This window comes from Pseudomonas sp. SWRI81, from assembly GCF_014268545.1.
Classification (GTDB): domain Bacteria; phylum Pseudomonadota; class Gammaproteobacteria; order Pseudomonadales; family Pseudomonadaceae; genus Aquipseudomonas; species Aquipseudomonas hamedanensis.
Window position 1 is genome coordinate 1 of the sequence record NZ_JABWQS010000014.1, and the last position, 19,083, is coordinate 19,083.

14 protein-coding genes are annotated in these 19,083 nt (G+C 61.9%); 1 reads left to right on the forward strand and 13 read right to left on the reverse strand.

Features of this window, described 5'->3' with window-relative positions; all coding sequences use genetic code 11:
• Positions 1-79: 79 nt before the first annotated feature.
• From urtD to urtA, 4 genes are all read right to left on the reverse strand, one after another.
• The gene (gene urtD / locus HU765_RS11390; protein ID WP_172834043.1) at positions 80-922 is read right to left on the reverse strand and encodes an urea ABC transporter ATP-binding protein UrtD; all 843 of its coding nucleotides are present in this window, start codon (positions 920-922) and stop codon (positions 80-82) included.
• 23 nt (positions 923-945) lie between these two features.
• Positions 946-2,025, reverse strand: a complete 1,080-nt coding sequence (gene urtC, locus HU765_RS11395; protein WP_186620481.1) for an urea ABC transporter permease subunit UrtC — start codon at positions 2,023-2,025, stop codon at positions 946-948.
• Positions 2,025-3,527, reverse strand: coding sequence for an urea ABC transporter permease subunit UrtB (gene urtB, locus HU765_RS11400; RefSeq protein ID WP_186620483.1), 1,503 nt, complete (start codon positions 3,525-3,527; stop codon positions 2,025-2,027). The genes urtC and urtB overlap by 1 nt, the downstream gene beginning before the upstream one ends.
• 237 nt (positions 3,528-3,764) lie before the next feature.
• Positions 3,765-5,030 (reverse strand): urea ABC transporter substrate-binding protein, encoded by a 1,266-nt coding sequence (gene urtA / locus HU765_RS11405; RefSeq protein WP_186547534.1) that lies wholly within the window; start codon positions 5,028-5,030, stop codon positions 3,765-3,767.
• A gap of 308 nt (positions 5,031-5,338) precedes the next feature.
• Between urtA and HU765_RS11410 the strand changes: the two genes are divergently transcribed.
• Positions 5,339-10,030: a DUF4329 domain-containing protein gene (locus HU765_RS11410; protein WP_238344690.1), complete on the forward strand. Its 4,692-nt coding sequence runs from the start codon at positions 5,339-5,341 to the stop codon at positions 10,028-10,030.
• Between the two features lie 52 nt (positions 10,031-10,082).
• Here HU765_RS11410 and HU765_RS11415 read toward each other — a convergent pair whose 3' ends face one another.
• The 9 genes from HU765_RS11415 to cbiE all read right to left on the reverse strand — a co-directional run bounded on the left by HU765_RS11415 (position 10,083) and on the right by cbiE (position 18,995).
• Positions 10,083-11,456 carry a PepSY domain-containing protein gene (locus tag HU765_RS11415; RefSeq protein WP_186620487.1) on the reverse strand — a complete coding sequence of 458 codons (1,374 nt, stop codon included), beginning with the start codon at positions 11,454-11,456 and terminating at the stop codon, positions 10,083-10,085.
• Positions 11,457-11,626: 170 nt separating this feature from the next.
• Positions 11,627-13,747: a TonB-dependent copper receptor gene (locus HU765_RS11420; RefSeq protein ID WP_186620489.1), complete on the reverse strand. Its 2,121-nt coding sequence runs from the start codon at positions 13,745-13,747 to the stop codon at positions 11,627-11,629.
• A gap of 84 nt (positions 13,748-13,831) precedes the next feature.
• A complete protein-coding gene (locus HU765_RS11425) occupies positions 13,832-14,278 on the reverse strand; it encodes a DUF2946 domain-containing protein (RefSeq protein WP_186620491.1) in 447 nt (148 codons plus the stop codon).
• A gap of 21 nt (positions 14,279-14,299) precedes the next feature.
• The gene (locus HU765_RS11430; RefSeq protein WP_186620493.1) at positions 14,300-14,779 is read right to left on the reverse strand and encodes a copper chaperone PCu(A)C; all 480 of its coding nucleotides are present in this window, start codon (positions 14,777-14,779) and stop codon (positions 14,300-14,302) included.
• A 47-nt stretch (positions 14,780-14,826) separates the two neighbouring features.
• A complete protein-coding gene (locus HU765_RS11435; RefSeq protein WP_186620495.1) occupies positions 14,827-15,225 on the reverse strand; it encodes a DUF2946 domain-containing protein in 399 nt (132 codons plus the stop codon).
• A gap of 98 nt (positions 15,226-15,323) precedes the next feature.
• Positions 15,324-15,614: an addiction module antidote protein gene (locus HU765_RS11440; RefSeq protein ID WP_186620497.1), complete on the reverse strand. Its 291-nt coding sequence runs from the start codon at positions 15,612-15,614 to the stop codon at positions 15,324-15,326.
• Positions 15,615-15,968: 354 nt separating this feature from the next.
• Positions 15,969-16,697, reverse strand: coding sequence for a cobalt-precorrin-6A reductase (locus HU765_RS11445; RefSeq protein WP_186620499.1), 729 nt, complete (start codon positions 16,695-16,697; stop codon positions 15,969-15,971).
• Positions 16,694-17,791 (reverse strand): cobalt-precorrin-5B (C(1))-methyltransferase, encoded by a 1,098-nt coding sequence (locus HU765_RS11450; protein WP_186620501.1) that lies wholly within the window; start codon positions 17,789-17,791, stop codon positions 16,694-16,696. Before HU765_RS11450 ends, HU765_RS11445 begins: the two co-directional genes overlap by 4 nt.
• Entirely contained in the window at positions 17,784-18,995 is a 1,212-nt protein-coding gene (gene cbiE / locus HU765_RS11455; protein ID WP_186620503.1) for a precorrin-6y C5,15-methyltransferase (decarboxylating) subunit CbiE, read from the reverse strand. Before cbiE ends, HU765_RS11450 begins: the two co-directional genes overlap by 8 nt.
• Positions 18,996-19,083 lie beyond the last annotated feature (88 nt).

The window sequence follows — 19,083 nt, forward strand, 5'->3', positions numbered from 1 at the left end:
GTGTCAGTCAACGTCTATGTATCTGATACACCGCTATCGCGAGCAGGCTCACTCCTACAGTTTGGAATGCGTTTGCGCTTCAGCGGCCGAGATAGACCTCGATCACCCGCTCGTTTTCCTGCACTTGCTCCAGCGAGCCTTCAGCCAGCACGCTGCCCTGATGCAGCACCGTGACGTGGTCGGCAATCGAGCCGACGAAGCCCATGTCATGCTCCACCACCATCAACGAATGTTTGCCCGCCAGCGACTTGAACAGCTCGGCAGTAAACTCGGTTTCGGCATCGGTCATGCCCGCTACCGGCTCGTCGAGCAACAGCAGTTGCGGGTCCTGCATCAGCAACATGCCGATCTCCAGAAACTGCTTCTGCCCGTGGGACAACAGCCCGGCCTGGCGATTGACCGAGGTGGTCAGGCGAATCGTCTCCAGCACTTCGCTGATGCGGTCCTTCTGTTCGCCGCTTAAACGCGCGCGCAAACTGGCCCACACCGATTTGTCGGTCTTCTGCGCCAGCTCAAGGTTTTCAAACACGCTCAGGGCTTCGAACACGGTCGGCTTCTGAAACTTGCGGCCAATGCCGGACTGGGCGATCTGCACTTCGCTCATCTGCGTCAGGTCGAGGGTTTCACCGAACCAGGCCTTGCCGTGGCTGGGCCGGGTCTTGCCGGTGATGACGTCCATCAAGGTGGTTTTTCCGGCACCGTTGGGGCCGATGATGCAGCGCAGTTCACCGACGCCGATGTACAGGTTGAGATTGTTCAGTGCACGAAAGCCGTCGAAGCTGACGCTGATGTCTTCCAGTGTGAGGATCGTGCCGTGGCGGGTGTCGAGGCCCGGGCCGACGCGCTGGCCGAGGCCGATCGAGTCGCGGCTGGTGCCCTCGTCCTTGTTCGGCTCGACGGGAAAGAACGCCGGTTCCAGCATGAATTCAGCACTCGCTGTCACTCTCATGATTCACCTCGTTTTTTCAGCAGACCGATCACGCCTTTGGGCAGGTACAACGTCACGACGATGAACAACGCGCCGAGGAAGAACAGCCAGTACTCAGGGAAGGCCACGGTGAACCAGCTCTTCATGCCATTGACCACGCCGGCGCCGAGCAGCGGGCCGATCAGAGTGCCGCGCCCGCCGAGGGCGACCCAAACCGCCGCTTCGATGGAGTTGGTCGGCGACATTTCGCTGGGGTTGATAATGCCCACCTGTGGCACATACAGCGCTCCAGCGAGACCGCACAACACCGCACTCAATACCCAGACAAAAAGTTTGAAACCGCGCGGGTCGTAGCCGCAGAACATCAGGCGGTTTTCCGCATCACGCAGCGCCGTCAGCACTCGTCCGAATTTGCTTTGCGCCAGTCGCCAGCCAATGAACAGGCTGGCCACCAGCAACAGCACAGTGGCCAGAAACAACACCGCACGGGTGCCCGGTTCGGTAATGCCGAAACCGAGAATCGTGCGGAAATTGGTAAAGCCGTTGTTGCCGCCAAACCCGGTCTCGTTGCGGAAAAACAGAAGCATGCCGGCGAACGTCAGGGCCTGGGTCATGATCGAGAAATACACGCCTTTGATCCGCGAACGGAAGGCGAAGAAACCGAATACCAGCGCCAGCAGACCCGGCGCCAGCACCACCAGGCACATCGCCCAGAGGAAACTGCTGGTGCCGGTCCAGTACCACGGCAATTCGCTCCACGACAAAAAGGTCATGAACGCCGGCAAGCCATCCCCAGCGGCCTGGCGCATCAGGTACATGCCCATCGCGTAGCCGCCGAGGGCAAAGAACAAACCGTGGCCCAGCGACAGCAGACCGGCGTAACCCCAGACCAGATCCAACGCCAGGGCGACGATGGCGTAGCAGAGAATCTTGCCCACGAGTGTCAGGGTATAAGCCGAAACGTGCAGGGCATGGTCCGGCGCGAGCAGCGACAGCAACGGCAAGACGATCAGCAACGCGAGGACTACGCCACCGATGGCAAACGTGACTTTCGGCCCGGCCTTTTGTGTGGCGGTGACAAGTAGAGGCTGGTTCATCAGTCGATCACCCGTCCTTTCAGTGCGAAGAGGCCTTGCGGACGTTTCTGGATAAACAGAATGATCAGCGCGAGGATCAGGATCTTGCCGAGCACCGCACCGATCTGCGGTTCGAGAATCTTGTTGGCGATCCCTAAGCCAAACGCGGCGAGCACGCTGCCCGCCAGTTGGCCGACGCCGCCGAGTACCACCACCAGGAACGAGTCGATGATGTAGCTCTGACCGAGGTCGGGGCCGACGTTGCCGATCTGGCTCAGTGCGACACCACCGAGGCCGGCGATGCCCGAACCGAGGCCGAAGGCGAGCATGTCGACCCGCCCGGTCGGCACGCCGCAGCAGGCGGCCATGTTGCGGTTCTGGGTGACGGCGCGCACGTTGAGACCCAGGCGGGTCTTGTTCAGCAGCAGCCAGGTCAGCACGACGACGAATAGCGCAAAAGCGATGATGACGATGCGGTTGTACGGCAGCACCAGGTTTGGCAGCACTTGAATGCCGCCGGACAGCCACGCCGGGTTGGCCACTTCAACGTTCTGCGCGCCGAACAGCAAACGCACCAGCTGAATCAGCATCAGGCTGATGCCCCAGGTCGCGAGCAGAGTTTCCAGCGGCCGACCGTAGAGGTGGCGAATCACCGTGCGCTCCAGTGCCATGCCGATGGCGGCGGTGACGAAAAACGCCACCGGCAGTGCGATCAGCGGATAGAACTCGATGGCTTGCGGGGCGTAACGCTGGAACATCAACTGCACTACGTAAGTCGAGTAGGCGCCGAGCATCAGCATTTCGCCGTGGGCCATGTTGATCACCCCGAGCAGGCCGAAGGTGATCGCCAGACCGAGGGCGGCGAGTAACAGAATCGAACCGAGTGACATGCCGCTGAACGCCTGCCCGAGCACTTCGCCGATCAGCAATTTGCGCTTGACCTGGGCGAGGCTGGTTTCGGCGGCCGTGCGCACGCCGGCATCGCTTTCAACACCGGGTTCGAGCAGACCTTCCAGGCGCGTGCGCGCCAGCGGGTCGCCGGTTTCGCCGAGTAGACGCACGGCGGCGAGACGCACTGCCGGGTCGCTGTCGACCAATTGCAGATTGGCCAGCGCCAGACTCAGGGCGGCGTGAACGCTTGCGTCTTTCTCAGCGGCGAGTTGCTGGTCGAGAAATTTCAGCTGTGCCGGTTTTGCGCTTTTCTGCAATTGCTGCGCGGCGCTCAGACGGAGTTTGGCGTCGGCGGCGAGCAATTGGTGGCTGGCCATGGCGGTGTCGATCAGACCTCGCAGGCGATTGTTCAGGCGCAGGGTTCTGGTTTGACCGTCGATGCTCAGCTCGCCTTGCTGCAGGGCGTTGAGCAATTCGATACGGGCCGGGTCGGGCTGCGCAGCCCAGGCTTCCAGCAGTTTGGCCTGCTGCATGGGATTGGCCGCAACGAAGTCTTCGGCGTCGCCGGCGTGGGCCAACATCGGCAGCAAAAGTGCGAGTACGCAGATAAATCGGTAAAGGGCAGTGGGCATAGTCAGTCGCCTTGACGCGGACATTGTGGGAGCGAGCCTTTGTGGCGAGGGGATTTATCCCCGTTCGACTGCGAAGCAGTCGCGATATCGGTCGACGCGATCGAACTGATACACCGCCACTGATGGTGCTGGGGCTGCTTCGCAACCCATCGGGGATAAATCCCCTCACCACAAAAGCTCGCTCCCACTGGGAATTGCATCAGCCTCACGCCAGGCGCAAGACTGACACCCGGTGACTCAGTTGCTCTTCACCGCATAATCCGGCTTCTTGTCGTTGCCCTGAATGAACGGGCTCCACGGTTGGGCGCGAATCGGGCCTTCGGTCTGCCACACCACGTTGAACTGACCGTCGCTCTGGATCTCGCCGATCATCACCGGCTTGTGCAAGTGGTGGTTGGTCTTGTCCATGGTCAGGGTGTAGCCCGACGGTGCGGCAAACGTCTGCCCGGCCAGCGCTTCACGAACCTTGTCGACGTCAGTGGACTTGGCTTTCTCGACCGCCTGCGCCCACATGTGGATACCGACGTAAGTGGCTTCCATCGGGTCGTTGGTCACCGCTTTGTCGGCGCCCGGCAGGTTGTGTTTCTTGGCATAGGCTTTCCAGTCGGCGACGAACTTCTTGTTCGCTGGGTTTTCCACCGACTCGAAGTAGTTCCACGCTGCGAGGTTGCCCACCAGTGGTTTGGTGTCGATGCCGCGCAGTTCTTCTTCGCCGACCGAGAACGCCACCACCGGTACGTCGGTGGCCTTCAGGCCCTGGTTGGCCAGCTCTTTATAGAACGGCACGTTGGAATCGCCGTTGACCGTAGAAATAACGGCGGTCTTGCCCCCGGCGGAGAACTTTTTGATGTTGGCAACGATGGTCTGGTAGTCGCTGTGACCGAACGGTGTGTAAACCTCTTCGATGTCTTTGTCGGCCACGCCTTTGGAATGCAGGAACGAGCGCAAGATCTTGTTGGTGGTACGCGGATAGACGTAGTCGGTGCCGAGCAGGAAGTAGCGCTTGGCGCTGCCGCCTTCTTCGCTCATCAGGTATTCAACCGCCGGGATCGCTTGCTGGTTTGGCGCGGCGCCGGTGTAAAAGACGTTCGGCGACATCTCTTCGCCTTCGTACTGCACCGGGTAGAACAGCAGGCCGTTGAGTTCTTCAAACACTGGCAGCACCGACTTGCGCGACACCGAGGTCCAGCAACCGAACACCACCGCCACCTTGTCCTGGGTCAGCAGTTGCCGGCCCTTTTCCGCGAACAGCGGCCAGTTCGACGCTGGATCGACCACGACGGCTTCGAGTTGCTTGCCATTGACGCCGCCCTTGGCATTGATCTCGTCGATGGTCATCAGCGCCATGTCCTTGAGCGATGTTTCGGAGATCGCCATGGTCCCGGACAACGAATGCAGAATTCCCACCTTGATGGTTTCGGCCGCCTGGACAGTCCAGGTCATGCCCATCGCGGCAATGCTTGCCGAGAGTGTGAAAGCCTTGATCAAACTGCGACGCTTCATTGTGCGATCTCCGTGAACATTTAATTTTTCTGGTTGGCAGAGGCGGACGACTGAAGGGGTGTTTTGCAAGGGCTGTGCCCGGTCGGGTCCAGGCAGCAAAATGTCGTTTTAGAGCGGTTGCGCGCAGAGGGCGCGCACCAGCAACGAACATTGCGGGGGCGCTGGTGCAACGGTGTGCGCCAGATTGGGGCGCCGGTCGCAGGCGCGCAAATCGATACAGAAACGATAAGTATCTACCGCAGCCTGCGCGCGGGACGGGCAGACACTCATTCGATGTGTATGCCGATTTCTTTTGCGCAGGATGTCTTATGAATGATGTGTCGGGCCGGTTCGGCCGTGCGGCGGGTTCCCCGCGAAAATCCAGGGTGCCTCCTCTGAGCCCGGCGTTCCTGTCAGAGGAAGATGCTGCTTATTGGGCGCATATCCGAATTCCACCCAAGGTCGATAAAGAATATGGCAGCGTGATTCTGATTCGCCCGGATGGAAAATTCGTGGCCACCTCACCGATATCAGGCGAGGCCACGACATTCGATCTGAGCACCATTATCGACTTCGATGCGTCGGGTGATCTGCAACCGCCGAAGGGCTACCGTTTTGCGGCAAACCTCCATAGCCATCCTGCCCTTCACGAGGATATTGGCGAAGCCTACCCGCAACTGAATGAGCGGAACGTACGGCTCTTTCTCGGTTTTTTCTCCAGTAGCGATTTCATGGGCGATGTCGATGGGCGCGCTTACTTTCGCAGCAGTTATCTCTCTGGCCCGGATGGAAGTTTGCTGAAATATTCGTCGAGCGGTTCGGCGCAGGAACGGGATTACTACCGCTGGCACGAAGCAGGTGAGCGTCCCGGCCCAGAACCCTGGACCCGCAACGTGATGAGCATCATCAACAAACTTGCCGCTGTCGGCGAATTGAAAGTCATCGTTGCCAATGCCGACTGGGGGCACTCCGTTGGTGTCGTGCCGCCGGACTGGCAACCAGGCCAGGCCTTTGCCCAAGGCGTGGTGCGCGAGATGCCACTGATGACCCGCGTCTGCGTCAGTGCCGAACGGGCAGTGCTGGCTGCGTTGAAGCTCAAGGGCGCGCAGACTTCGGGTCTGGTGCTGCGCAAACGTGCAGGCAAGGAGTTCGTCGCAACACTCGCACGCCCGGCCGGTCTGGCGGCGTGGGACCCTGCGCGGTTGTTTCCGCCCGGCGAGGGTGGTCAGCTGAAGCTTCCGGACGGTTACGCGCTGGAGGGTTTTTATGACGCGTCCGGACCGCCCCGCGCGCAATTACCTGCCACCCAACCGTGGTTATACGAGAGTTTCTTCACGCCACAGGCAATCGCCTGGGCCGTCGCCTGCCATGGCAAAAGCCGGCAGTTGTCTGCCCCCGGCGAACCGTTGTCGTTGTACTTGCAGACAAAGGACGCCGCGATGCTGAAATACACCTTCAGCGGCAGCCCGATCGAAGCGGCGCTGAGTGTTGCCCAGGCCGACGGAACGATTGGCGATGGCGGCGTGCAGGCGAAACTGGCGAGCGGCGCCCTAAGTCCGCGCGAATTTGTCGCGATGCTGGTCCTCGCCGGGACCGTTGAGGTACTGCGGGGTAGCCCGCTGTGGGCGCGGCTCGGTCGGGTCGACCTCGACTGGACGCCATACGCGGACTTTCCCTGGCCGGTGCTGAGTCGCTCATTTTTATCGGCGGACGATGCCGCGCGGTATGCCCACGAACAGATTGGCGAGCGCCGCGAGCGTCAGCGCGCCGGCTACGTGTTTCAGACCCCGCAAGGGTTTGTCGCGACTGAGCCGCTGGTAGGTGACATCGCTTCGCTGAGGCTGGGTATGCTCTATCCCCTCGACAGCAACGGGCGGTCGATTTTCCCCGATGACTGCGTGTTGCATGCCCGGTATGTCGCCCACGAAGCCTTGTCGCGGCTCGACCCGTTGCACGTTCAAAGTTTGCACTGGAGTCGTCAGCAGGCTGCCTTGAGTCTGCAGATGCTCAGTGTCGAAGAGACCCGGCAGGTGTTGCTCGACAACATCGCGCTGTATGTTTCAGGCGCGCCAAACAGTCTGATCAGCTATCAACCGTCCGCAACAGCGTTGGCGCGCGATTTGTCTAGTCGTCTGGGCACGCCCGAACAGCCCGGTGCATTGGCGGCGGGATTGGACAATGGCACTGTCCTGCCTGAAGCGTTGATTCGCGAGCAGGCCGCGGCCGCTCGCATGACGACCCTGCTGGACAACACTCTGTGGGGCGGCCGTGGGCAAATAGCGGCGACGTGGTCTGCGCCGCTGCTGACTGCGGTTTTAACCCTGAGGCGCCCTGAACCGGTGTCCTTTGGCGCAATTTTCTCCAGTGCCGATGACGCGGCGCTGGACCGCTATGCGCACGACACGCGGCTACAGGATCAGGCTCGTCCGTGGTTCGGCTTCATCCTCAAGCACGACAATCGCGAAGCCTACATTGCCAGTGAACTGGTGCCCGTCAGCGACCAGCGCAACAACGTATTCCAGCTGCAAGCCGTGTTCGGTGTGCAGCGAACGCCACCCTGGTACCAATACCCGCAAGGCTTTCACCTGCACGCCTGCTTCTACTCGCGCCAACAGGTAAAGGTGCCGGCGAATGCTGCCGATGTCTGGCTGGCGCAGCACTTTATCGCGCCTGACGATCTGGCGATCTCGGTGTATTACGCGCGCCGTCGCTCGCTCGCGCCATTGGCAAGGGCTGCGCTGTATATCTCCACCCACGATGGTGCCCTGCTCAAATATGTAAAACATACGACCAGCACGCTGTTTGATGACGATTCACCACGGCTGCGGCTGGACACGCTCAAGCGCAATCTTGTCCAAGGACTGATGCAAGCAGAGGACTTTGTCCGGGTCGTCGGCAGCAGCGGCGAACTGACGGTCATGCGCACGAGCCGGTGCTGGGACAGGGCGGGCCTTGTCACGACCGACTGGCAACCAAGTGCCTACCCGCAACGCCTGGCGCTGACGCCGGTGTTTCAAAGCGCCGATGACGCGGCGGTATATGCCAAAGGGCTTATACCCGGCATGACGCATAAGCCTTATGGCGGCGTAATCCTGAAAAGGACCGACGGCTTGTATGTCGCGACCACGCCCATCGAAATATCCCGGGAGGATTTTGACATCGGCGAAATCTACCCGGAGGAGAATCCGGCACTCGGCTCGTTTCCGGCAGGCTGCCAGGTGATCGCACGTTATCGCTCAAGAGTCGCCAGAGAACTTTCAGTGCTGTTGTCGTCAGTGGAGAAGCAGATCTACGCCAACATGCTCTCGGTCCACACGCTGTATTCGGCATTTGTGCACCTGCGGGACAGGCACTTGAGTGAATACCTGTTCGCGCCGGACGGTGCCTTGATTCGTTATGAGCCGGGCCTGTGGGATCAGTTATTCATTGATTTTCTGTTTACCCTCGCCGAGTACCAGGCTGTGCCTGAGTCGTTCGATGCGAAAAAAATCAAACAATGCATTCACAGTGGTGAGTTGCTGCCCTCTGCGTGGGTCGACGCTCTGGCCAAGGCCGGTCATCTGCATGTGGTGGTCGGCAGTTTGCTGTGGGGCATGCCCGGTACGGTGAACGAGTGGCCGACCTCTTCGATCAGCCTGCCGCCGCCGTCGGGTTACAGCAAAGCCACGAGCGCTCCGGCGTGCAGTCCGGCATTTGTTCAGGCCGATGCGGCTGCGCGGTATGTTCACGAGGCTTTGCTGAGTCGAGACACCCAAACCTTCGGTTTCATCTCTTGCTCGCCGCAGGGTTTGTACATCGCCAGCCTGCCAGTCGAAGTGCAAAAGTCGGCGCTGGCACTTGATCGGGTATTCGAGCAAGGCAAGCTCACTGAAGGGTTTGCCCTGTACGGGATTTATCTGCGCTCGGCACTGCCGGCTCTTGGCGCGCCGAACGATGATTTGCAGTATTTCTGTTTCCCCCCAAGCGACGTGCAGCGGGCGTGTGCGCAGGCCAATACGCCACAGGGATACAGGCCCATCTATTTCTCCTGCGCCGACGGCGCGCTCTTGCGCCTGCAACTCCATGCGTTCGAACCCGGTGAGTTCCACGACCGCTTCGGCCAGATCGAGTTGCGCCCCAACGCCTTTGTATCGATGGAGCAGGCGGCGGCCGATGAGCGTGACATTGCCAGCGGCACCTTCCGGTTTGCCGACTATCTGCGCCGGATGGCCCACGCCGGCCAGCTCGATGTGATCGAGACCAGCGAATACTGGTCACGTCATGGCCAAGTGGCACAAGACTGGCAGCCGCGTCAGGTCGATGTCCGCGCCGAGCAACGCTGGCGGGACCATCCGGTTCCGGCGCTGGGGCCGATATTCCATCATCCCGACGACGCAGCTCGCTATGCCCATCAGCGAACGGATGACGCCGTGGTCGACACCGGTTACGAGGGCGCGGTTCTGGCGCAGCGCTCCAGCGGCCGATTTGTGCCACTGGAGCCGATGGTTTATGTCGTCGGCGACGAAAATCCGCTCGTGCGCATAATCCGCACCGGGGCAGATTCTGCCGTCAGTTGGCGTAACCCGGCGCCGCGTTATCCTGCGGGATATGCGCTGGTGGCCACCCATCAACTCCACGTCTCAGGCAACACCCTGCTGGTGCCGGATGCCGATCAGGTGTACGCGAATTTCGCCTCGCCTGCGCTGGTGCTTGCGCATACCCACGAGCCTGTCGAGAAAGGCCTGAGTATCCAGGACTATTACTATTCGACACCGCATGGCGTGCTGCTCAAGTACACCCCTGTGTATTCGCAGGCGGAAAAAAATCTGTTGTCGACCCGGGCCGTCACGTTTGAGGGCGGACGCTGGGTAAGCCGGCTCAGTCCCGGGGAGTTTCTGGCACGGCTTATGGAACTGGGTGATTTCAGGGTGCTGGTGGCCGGCCATTACTGGCATCAGACCGGCCGCATGGGCAACACCTGGCGGACCCGACGTCAGCAGAGCCCGACTCCGGGGCCTGTCAGGCTGCGCGATGAGTTGTAAGTCTGCATAAAAACGCTGGAGCGGGCAGTAGAAACGGCCCGCTCCACTTATCTCAGCGTGGCATATCAGCCGTGCGCCGGGCGACTCGCGGCAGCACAAACCGATCGAGCAACCACACCACCACCAGCGAAGCCCCCACCAACGGAAACACCACGGCCAGTACCAGCATGATCGCCACGCCGGTTTTCCATGTCGGCAGATCATGGCGCAGCGGCGGTACGCCAAACTTGCCTTCGGGGCGGCGCTTCCACCAGATCACCACACCGCTGACGGCGCTGAGCAGGATCATCAGGCAAATCAGCAGCACGACGATCTGGTTGAAAGTGCCGAACATTTTGCCTTCGTGAAGCATCACGCCGATTTCGGTGGCTCTGGCGACCGTGCCGTAGTGCTCGAAACGCACATCGGCGAGGATCTTGCCGGTGTACTGATCGACATGCAGCGTCGCGTCGTTGCGTGGGTCGTCGGCGAATACGGCGATGGTGAACACACCGGTGGCGGTGGTCGGCAGGGTGATGCTGTAGCCGGGTTCGACCTTGCGTTCGCTGGCGATGTCCTGCACCGCTTGCAGGCTGACGTCGGGGGCGGCTGGACCGGCGTGGGCGTTGCCGTGGGCCATGTGTTCGGCGTGGTCGCCGGACATCGGCATCGGTGTGTTTTCCATCGCCCAGGGCACGGTCTGGCGAGTGGTGCTGTTGAGGCTGCGGGCTTCGATGTCCGAGGTCGGCACGTTCTCCCACATCGCCGCCGGGAACACGTTCCAGACCTGCGCGTATTGCTTGCCCCAGAAGCCGGTCCAGGTCATGCCGCTGAGCAGCATCAGCAGCAACAAGGTCGCGCCCCAGAAGCCGGTGACCGCGTGCAGATCGCGCCATAACACGCGGCCGCGGCTGTTCAGCCGTGGCCACAGAATGCCGGCGGCCTGACCGCGCGGCCACCACAGGAACAGACCGGACACCACCAGCACCACGCCCCAGCCGGCGGCCATTTCGATCAGGCGATCGCCGACGGTGCCGATCATCAATTCACCATGAATCGCGCGGGCGATGGCTTGCAGGTTTTGCTTGGCATCCTGCTCGCCGAGGATGTCGCCGTGGTAGGGATCGACGAACACGTTGAGTTCGTGGCCGGCATTCTTCACCACGAATTGCGCGCTGCGCTCGGCGTTCGGCGGGGGCAGGTATTGCGTTACCTGACCTTGTGGATAAGCGTTTTTGACCCGTTGCAGCAAGTCATCGGCCGGCACGGTGTGGTGCCCGCTCGGCACTTCAAGCAGGCTGCTGTACATCAATGAATCGAGCTGCGGCTTGAACAGGTAAATGATCCCGGTCAGCGCCAGCATGACCATGAATGGCGCGACGAACAGACCGGCATAAAAATGCCAACGCCAGGCCAGGTTGTAGAAATTCGGTTGGGGCTTTTGCATCACGTGTGCTCCGCTAGGCTTGGTTCTTTTCGTTGTTCGTTCAGGTTGCAACATCGCATTCCCTGTGGGAGCGGGCTTGCTCGCGAAAGCGGCGGCACATTCAACATTGATGTCGCCTGACACTCCGCCTTCGCGAGCAAGCCCGCTCCCACATGGGGTGGGGTTGACTATCAGAAGCTCATATCCACTTTGGTCCAGAGCGTGCGCCCCGGTTCATTAATCGCTTGCGGGTCGTTGGCCGGGTAGCCGAATCCGGCGTTGCCGGCCAGGTTCAGGTGTTCGGCGTAAGCCTTGCCGAACAGGTTGTCGACGCCGCTGCTGACCTTCCAGTGCCGGTTGATCCGGTAGGCAGCGTTGAGCGAAAACACGCCGAAACCCGAGCTCTGGGCGTAATCCTTGCCGACCACGTTGCCCTTGTTCTGATCGATGCGGTGTTGCGCGGCCACCACGCGCCACAGCGCCCCGGCGCTCCAGTGGTCTTCGCTGTAGGTCAGGCCGAAACGTGCGTCCAGCGGCGGCATTTGTGGCAGGGCCGTGCCGTCGCTGCTGTTCTTGCCCCAGGCGTAGGCCAGGGTCGCATCGGCCTTCCAGCGTTCGCTGAGCTTGTAAGCGGCACCGAGCTCACCGCCCATGATCCGCGCGTCGATGTTCTCGGCGCGGGACGTGCTCATGCCCATCATTCCCGGGGTGTAATCGAACAGGATGTAGTCGCGCACCACGCCGAGATAGCCCGAGGCCCAGGCCTCGAGTCCGGCGCTTTTGTAGTTCACGCCGAAATCGAGCTGTGTGGTCTTTTCCGGTTTGATCGAATCGAACGCGTTGAGCGATCCGGTCGGGCCGGACTTGGGCGAAAACAGCTCCCAGTAATCCGGGAAGCGTTGCGCGTGTCCCAGGCCCGCGTAAAGCGTGGCCGGGCTGTCGGCCAGGTCATGCTCGTAGCGCACGAAGCCGCTTGGCAGGGTATCGGCGCGGGTATCGTCGGCGGTCGGGTTGGCGCGGGCCATCATCCCCGAACCGATGCTCTGCCGATAATCCCTGGCCGAGGCTCGGTCGAGCCGCGCGCCGCTGACCAGGCGATCACGCTCGGCGGCGTACCAGGTCATTTCGCTGAACACACCGTAGTTGTGGAAATCGGCGTCCTTGCTGTAGGGCAGGTGCTTGTAGGTATCGATGCCCATGGCACTGCGTTGGCGATGCTCGTTGGTCTGCGCATCGAGACCGGTGATCAGCTCAATGTCTGCCCAGCGCCAGGTCGCCTTGATGCGTGCGCCGAGGGTGCGGCGGTCGACGTTGGACGCCATGGGCCCCGCCATCATGCCGGTGCCGGACGGCGTGCGCAGGGTGTAGTTGTCCATCACGTGGTCGGCGTAGTTGTAATAGACCTGCGCTTCGAGCTTCTCCAGCACGTCAGTGATATTGGACTTTTCGAAGCGCAGGCCGAGGCTCTCGCGCAGAAACTGCGAACCGTCCATGCCACGCCCGGCGTAGCGCGCCTCGCCGTCGCCCTTGCCGGCAGTGAGTTCGATCAGGGTGTCGGCATCCGGCGTCCAGCCGAGGGCGATGTCACCGTTCCACTTGTCGTAGCGCGAGGCGACGATGTCGTTGTTGCCGTCGCGGTAATCGTCGGACTGCGCGGTGTTGCCGATCACCCGCACGTAGCCCAGCGGCCCGCCGGCAGCAGCGTCCACAACTTTGTCGAAACGCCCATGGGAGCCGGCCAGAATGCTCGCATTCACCCGAGTGCCAAGTTCGCCGAAGCTCTCCGGCTCCCGGTCGAACAGCACCGTGCCGGCCGATGCGCCCGGTCCCCAAAGCACGGTTTGCGGGCCTTTGATCACGGTGAGCTGGTCGTAGGTTTCCGGGGAGATATAAGAAGTCGGCGCGTCCATCCGGCCCGGGCAGGCACCCAGCATCATGCTGCCGTTGGTGAGGATGTTCAGGCGCGAGCCGAACATGCCGCGCAGCACCGGATCGCCATTGGTGCCGCCATTGCGCACCAGGGCGAAGCCGGGAATGGTTTTCAGATAGTCGCCACCGTCACTGGCCGGCACCGGTTGGCGCGGGTCCTTGGGGTTGGTGACGATGGTCAGCGGCGAACTCGGGGCGATCGCGGTGATCACCGTCGGGCTCAGCTCGTCGCGGTGCGCGGCGTGATCATCGGCCAATGCCAATGGCGCCAGCAGTACGCCGCAAAGAGCGGCAGTCGCGTGCCTGAAACGAATCGGCGATTCGCTCGCGGCAAAAAACGCGCGGGCAGAATCCACGCGTGAAACAGCAGTAAACCTGGACATGACAATTTCCATCGAACAGTCGTCAACAACACGGCCGGCAGCCTGGAGCTGTCTTCTCAACCGTGTGCAATCAAAGGTGCGGGTTTACGCGGCGATGGGCGGGGCGCGGGTGCGAGCGCCGGGGAAGAAGGGTTGGCGGGCATGGCCCAGACGCGGCGAGGGCGCGGTGAAGGTATTCAGCGGCGGGATGTTGAAGGCGATGAAGTCGCCGCCGCCGGTCAGTGCCGGGCAATTGAACAGCAGGCTGCAATAGCCGCACTTTTCCCAGAGCACATGATGCGAGGATTGCGGCGGGCAATGCTCGGCAGCGGGCTTGGCGTCATGGCCGCTGTGGTCCATGCCCGGCATGTCCATCGACATGTCCGGGCTGATTGGCATTGATGTCGAGGCGTGTTGATCCATCGGCATCGACTGAGAAATCAGTGGGCCGATGAAGATCATCAACATGGCGAACAGGGCGATCCAGCTGCCGCCGCTCAGGTGTCGAGCCTGACGGCGTTGCGTGAATGGCCTGATGCGCAGCGCACGCATGGGCGAAGTCAGCCGGTTCGGTTACTGAGCGTGCACGTGGGCCTGGGCGCTTTCTGGTGGCTTCTTCTGCACGGCGACCTCAACGGTAACGTCACCGGCCTTGTCGAAATGCAAGGTCATCGGGAAACGTTTGCCGTCGCTGAGCTGGCTGCGATCGGTCGGGTTGAGCAGCATGACGTGATAAGCCATCGGCGCAAACGTCACGGTGCCGCCCGGCGCGATGTCCACGCCCGGCACTTGCTGCATCTTCATCAGATCGCCCTGCATGACATGCTCGTGCAGTTGCGCTTCGGGGGCGATGGGCGAGTCGACGCCGAGCAGTCGGTCAGCGGTTTTGCCGGTGTTGTGAATGATGAAATAGGCGGCTACGGTCGGCGCATTCGGCGGCAGCTCTTGCGACCATGGATGGGCGATTTCCAGCGCACCGACTTTGTATTCGTGGGCGTGGGCGAAGCACGCCGGCAGCAACAGCGCAGCGAGGACGACGAGTTTCTTGAACATGGCAGTTCTCCGGAACGATTTGAAACGCAGGTGATTGCGCGAACAAATCAGACCAGAGGGGAAGCGCGGGGATTGAGGCTCGGCCATTGCTGGCGCGGTGTCGGGGCTTGCAGCGAGACGGGCGCGACGCTGCGATTGCTCTCGAATCGGGCGAAGTACAACTGCGGCGAATGCCCCGGCAGCGCCACCAGCGGCGCCGAGCCTGAGCAACACCAGCAATGCTGCATGTTCGAATGGCTGTCGTTTGCCGGGGCCTTTTGATCGGTGGCGCCGATGTCGATCGCCACCATCTTCATCCCGCTGCCGGTGCAGAAACTGCTCCAGAGTATTTGCCCGACCGGTGTACTGGCCGTCTGCGCCATCGCCCCGCTCATCGGCATGGCGAGCATGTTGAACAGCACTGCAAAGCAGGCGGTCCAGGCAAATGCTAACCGGCGTCGGTTCATGGGGCAGGTCCGTTGGGTGGGCGATCAGGCGCGGCCCATTTAGCCTGATCAGCGCCGATAAGTAAAAAAGCGTCGTGCGGTTTGGTGTCGCAGTGCTTTTAAAGTGTTACGGCATGCAATCTCAAGCCGAGAGCCTTCATGACTTTCATGATAGTTGCGAATTCGGGATTGCCAGTGCTACTCAGCGCTTTATAAAGACTTTCGCGGCCCAAACCTGCATCCCGCGCCACTTGTGTCATGCCTTGAGCCCGGGCGATGTCATTGAGCGCTGCACGGATAAGGACGCCGTCGCCTTCATCATCGTCAAAACAGGCATCTAGATATGCCGCCATGTCCTCGGGAGTTTTGAGGTACTCGGCGGCGTCAAAACGGGCGAATTCTTGTGACATTGGATATGTACGCCCTTGGAATCGAAGACGTCGAGCCTAGAGGTGGACGCTGACTGCCGATAGTCAGTGATTCGTTAAGTTGTTGTGGGCAGTGTCCGGCGCGTTTGTAGGATTCAAGTCATGTGCCGGAAGACCAGACGTCTTCGCTGGCGAATCGAATCGTTGCTCTCATTTATCATTCAGGTCAGGTCTTCAGTCGAACCCGGGAAATTGTAGGAGTGAGCCTGCTCGCGATAGCGGTGTGTCAGGCAATGAGGTGCTGGCTGTGCTGACGTCATCGCGAGCAGGCTCACTCCTACAATGGTCTGTGTCGTCCAGATGATCTATGTACACCGGAGTGACGGTACGACTGATTTAAATACGATTGAAGGTTGCGAGGGCAGCGAGGACTTCAGACACAGATCGAAACTCCCGATCAACCCGCGGCAACCCCGGCCGCTTCAACACCAGCACCGGCACCCCGCGCTCGCGTGCCACGTCCAGCTTCGGCTCGGTCGCGGTGCTGCCGCTGTTTTTGCTGATCAGCACGTCGATCTGCCGGCGTTCAAACAGTGCTCGCTCGTCTTCCAGCAGAAACGGCCCGCGTGCGCCGATGACTTCGCAACGTGCGTTGCCGGGGTAGACGTCGAGGGCGCGCAGGGTCCAGAACTGGTGGGCGGGGATTTCGTCGAGGTGTTGCAGTGGTTCGCGGCCGAGGGTGAACAGCGGTCGCTGGAACGGTGCGAGGGCGGCGATCAGTTCGGCCCAGTCGGCCACCTCGCGCCAGTCATCGCCCGCTTGCGGTTGCCACGCCGGGCGGCGCAAGGCCCAGCAGGGGATACCGGTGAGTTGCGCCGCGCGGGCGGCGTTGGCGCTGATTTGTGCGGCGTAGGGATGGGTGGCGTCGAGCAGCAGGTCGATGCCTTCTTCAACTATGAACTGCGCCAGACCCTCGGCGCCGCCATAGCCGCCGACCCGAACCTGACAGACCAGATCGGTTGGCACGCGGCCAACACCGGCGAGGCTGTAAATGTGTTCCGGGCCGAGTGTGCGAGCAATCGCCAGCGCTTCAGTGACACCGCCCAGCAGCAAGATCCGCTTCATGCAAAACCTCCGGCATGCCCGACAATCCCGCCCTGGCGATCGATTGCAAACACCTCGACCTGCACCTGCGCCGGCACCACGCTGCGGGCGAAGTTCAAGGCATGGCGGCACACCTCATCACCCAAAGCGACCCCCGCCGCACTGGCCATGGCCAAGGCTTGCTGACTGGTATTGGCCTCACGAATGCACTGTTGCAACGCTGCGTCCGCGCCAATCGCCGCCGCCCACTGCGCCAGTTGCGGCAAATCGATGCTCGAATGCCGCGAATGCAGATCCATATGCCCGGCCGCCAGTTTGCTGATTTTGCCGAAGCCGCCGCACAGGCTGAGTTTATCCACAGGCACCTTGCGCAAATGCTTGAGCACCGCGCCGACGAAGTCGCCCATTTCGATCAGAGCGATTTCCGGCAGGTTGTAGACCCTGCGCATGGTGTCTTCGCTGGCGTTGCCGGTGCAGGCGGCGATGTGCAGGTAACCGTTGGTTTTCGCCACGTCGATGCCCTGATGGATCGAGGCGATGTAGGCCGCGCAGGAAAAAGGCCGGACGATGCCACTGGTGCCGAGGATCGATAAGCCGCCAAGAATGCCCAGGCGCGGATTCATGGTTTTCAGCGCCAGCTCTTCGCCGCCCTCGACGTTGACCGTGACATCGAAGCCCCCGCCGTAGCCGGTTTCAGCAGCCAGCAAGGCCAGATGGTCGCCGATCATTTTGCGCGGCACCGGGTTGATCGCCGGTTCGCCGACGCCCAGCACCAGACCCGGTCGCGTCACTGTGCCGACACCGACGCCCGCGTTGAAGCGAGTCCCCGGCTCGGCGCTCAGCCGCACCTGCGAATAGAGCAGGGCGCCGTGGGTGACGTCGGGGTCATCGCCGGCATCCTTGATCGTGCCGGCCTCGGCGCCGTCCTCGCTCAGGCGACAGAACTCCAGGCGCATTTGCACCTGCTTGCCCTTGGGCAGAGTGATGTGCACTGCATCAGCGCCTTCGCCGGTGAGCAACAGGCGCGCGGCGGCAAGGCTGGTGGCCGTGGCGCAGCTGCCGGTGGTCAGGCCACTGCGCAGGGGCGCGGGGTGTTCGGCGGTTTCGTCACGCATCGAGAGGTTTGACCAGATCGAGCAGGGTGATCGGCAATGCCTGGCGCCAAGTGTCGAACTCGCCAAGCGGCTGCGCCTGGGCGACATGAACGCGGGTCAGTTCGCCGCCGTATTGATCGCGCCAGTGCATCAGGGCCATTTCGCTTTGCAGGGTCACTGCGTTGGCGACCAGACGGCCGCCGGGCTTGAGTTGTTCCCAGCAAGTCTCGAACACGCCTTCGCGGGTCACGCCACCGCCGATGAAAATGGCGTCCGGGCGCTCCAGTCCGGCCAGCGCTTGCGGGGCTTTGCCGCGAACCAGTTGCAGGCCGGGTACACCCAGCGCATCGCGGTTGTGTTCGATCAATTGCTGACGGCCTTCGTCGGCCTCGATAGCCAGTGCCCGACAGGCTGCGTGGGCGCGCATCCATTCGATACCGATCGAGCCACAGCCGGCGCCGACGTCCCAGAGCAGTTCGCCGGGAGTTGGCGCAAGACGGGCGAGGGTGATGGCGCGCACGTCACGCTTGGTCAGTTGGCCGTCGTGCCGGAAGGCTGAGTCGGGCAGGCCGGCGAGGCGCGACAGTTGCGGGGTACAGGTGTCGGCCAGGCACTCGATCGCAATCACATTGAGGTCGGCAATCGGCGTGTCAGTCCACTGGTTGGCTGTGGCATCGAAACGTCGCTCGGCATCGCCGCCCAGATGCTCCAGAACGCTCATGCGACTGGCACCGAAGCCGCGCTCACGCAACAACTGCGCAACGGCCGCCGGGGTGCTGCCGTCATTGCTCAGCAGCAACAGACGCACGCCACTGAACAGTTGTGCATTGAGCGCCGCCAGCGGTCGCGCCACCAGCGACACAATCGTCACCTCCTGCAATGGCCAGCCAAGCCGCGCCGCGGCCAGCGAGCAGGACGAGGGGGCCGGCAGAATCAGCATCTCATCGCTCGGCACCTGACGCGCCAGGCTGGCGCCGACGCCGTAGAACATCGGGTCACCGCTGGCCAGCACGCAGACCGGCGCGCCGCGCGATTCCAGCAACGGCGCGAGGGAAAACGGGCTCGGCCACAACTGCCGTTCGCCACGGATGCACAGCGGCAGCAAATCCAGCTGGCGCCGGCCGCCGACGATCCGCGAGGCGCCCAGCAGGGCGCGCCGGGCGTTTTTGCCCAGGCCCTTGAAGCCGTCTTCACCGATTCCCACGATCGTCAGCCAGGGTGACATTTATATTCCTCTAAACATGCCGTTCCGACGGGCAGACTTTTCATGCCGCCGGACAAAGCAGGCATAATACCGCGCCTTCGTCCGCGAA

Coding starts and splice junctions, on each gene's coding strand:
- urtD (WP_172834043.1), bottom strand. CDS start 922: ATGCTGGAACCGGCGTTCTTTCCCGTCGAGCCGAACAAGGACGAGGGC.
- urtC (WP_186620481.1), bottom strand. CDS start 2,025: ATGAACCAGCCTCTACTTGTCACCGCCACACAAAAGGCCGGGCCGAAA.
- urtB (WP_186620483.1), bottom strand. CDS start 3,527: ATGCCCACTGCCCTTTACCGATTTATCTGCGTACTCGCACTTTTGCTG.
- urtA (WP_186547534.1), bottom strand. CDS start 5,030: ATGAAGCGTCGCAGTTTGATCAAGGCTTTCACACTCTCGGCAAGCATT.
- HU765_RS11410 (WP_238344690.1), top strand. CDS start 5,339: ATGAATGATGTGTCGGGCCGGTTCGGCCGTGCGGCGGGTTCCCCGCGA.
- HU765_RS11415 (WP_186620487.1), bottom strand. CDS start 11,456: ATGCAAAAGCCCCAACCGAATTTCTACAACCTGGCCTGGCGTTGGCAT.
- HU765_RS11420 (WP_186620489.1), bottom strand. CDS start 13,747: ATGTCCAGGTTTACTGCTGTTTCACGCGTGGATTCTGCCCGCGCGTTT.
- HU765_RS11425 (WP_186620491.1), bottom strand. CDS start 14,278: ATGCGTGCGCTGCGCATCAGGCCATTCACGCAACGCCGTCAGGCTCGA.
- HU765_RS11430 (WP_186620493.1), bottom strand. CDS start 14,779: ATGTTCAAGAAACTCGTCGTCCTCGCTGCGCTGTTGCTGCCGGCGTGC.
- HU765_RS11435 (WP_186620495.1), bottom strand. CDS start 15,225: ATGAACCGACGCCGGTTAGCATTTGCCTGGACCGCCTGCTTTGCAGTG.
- HU765_RS11440 (WP_186620497.1), bottom strand. CDS start 15,614: ATGTCACAAGAATTCGCCCGTTTTGACGCCGCCGAGTACCTCAAAACT.
- HU765_RS11445 (WP_186620499.1), bottom strand. CDS start 16,697: ATGAAGCGGATCTTGCTGCTGGGCGGTGTCACTGAAGCGCTGGCGATT.
- HU765_RS11450 (WP_186620501.1), bottom strand. CDS start 17,791: ATGCGTGACGAAACCGCCGAACACCCCGCGCCCCTGCGCAGTGGCCTG.
- cbiE (WP_186620503.1), bottom strand. CDS start 18,995: ATGTCACCCTGGCTGACGATCGTGGGAATCGGTGAAGACGGCTTCAAG.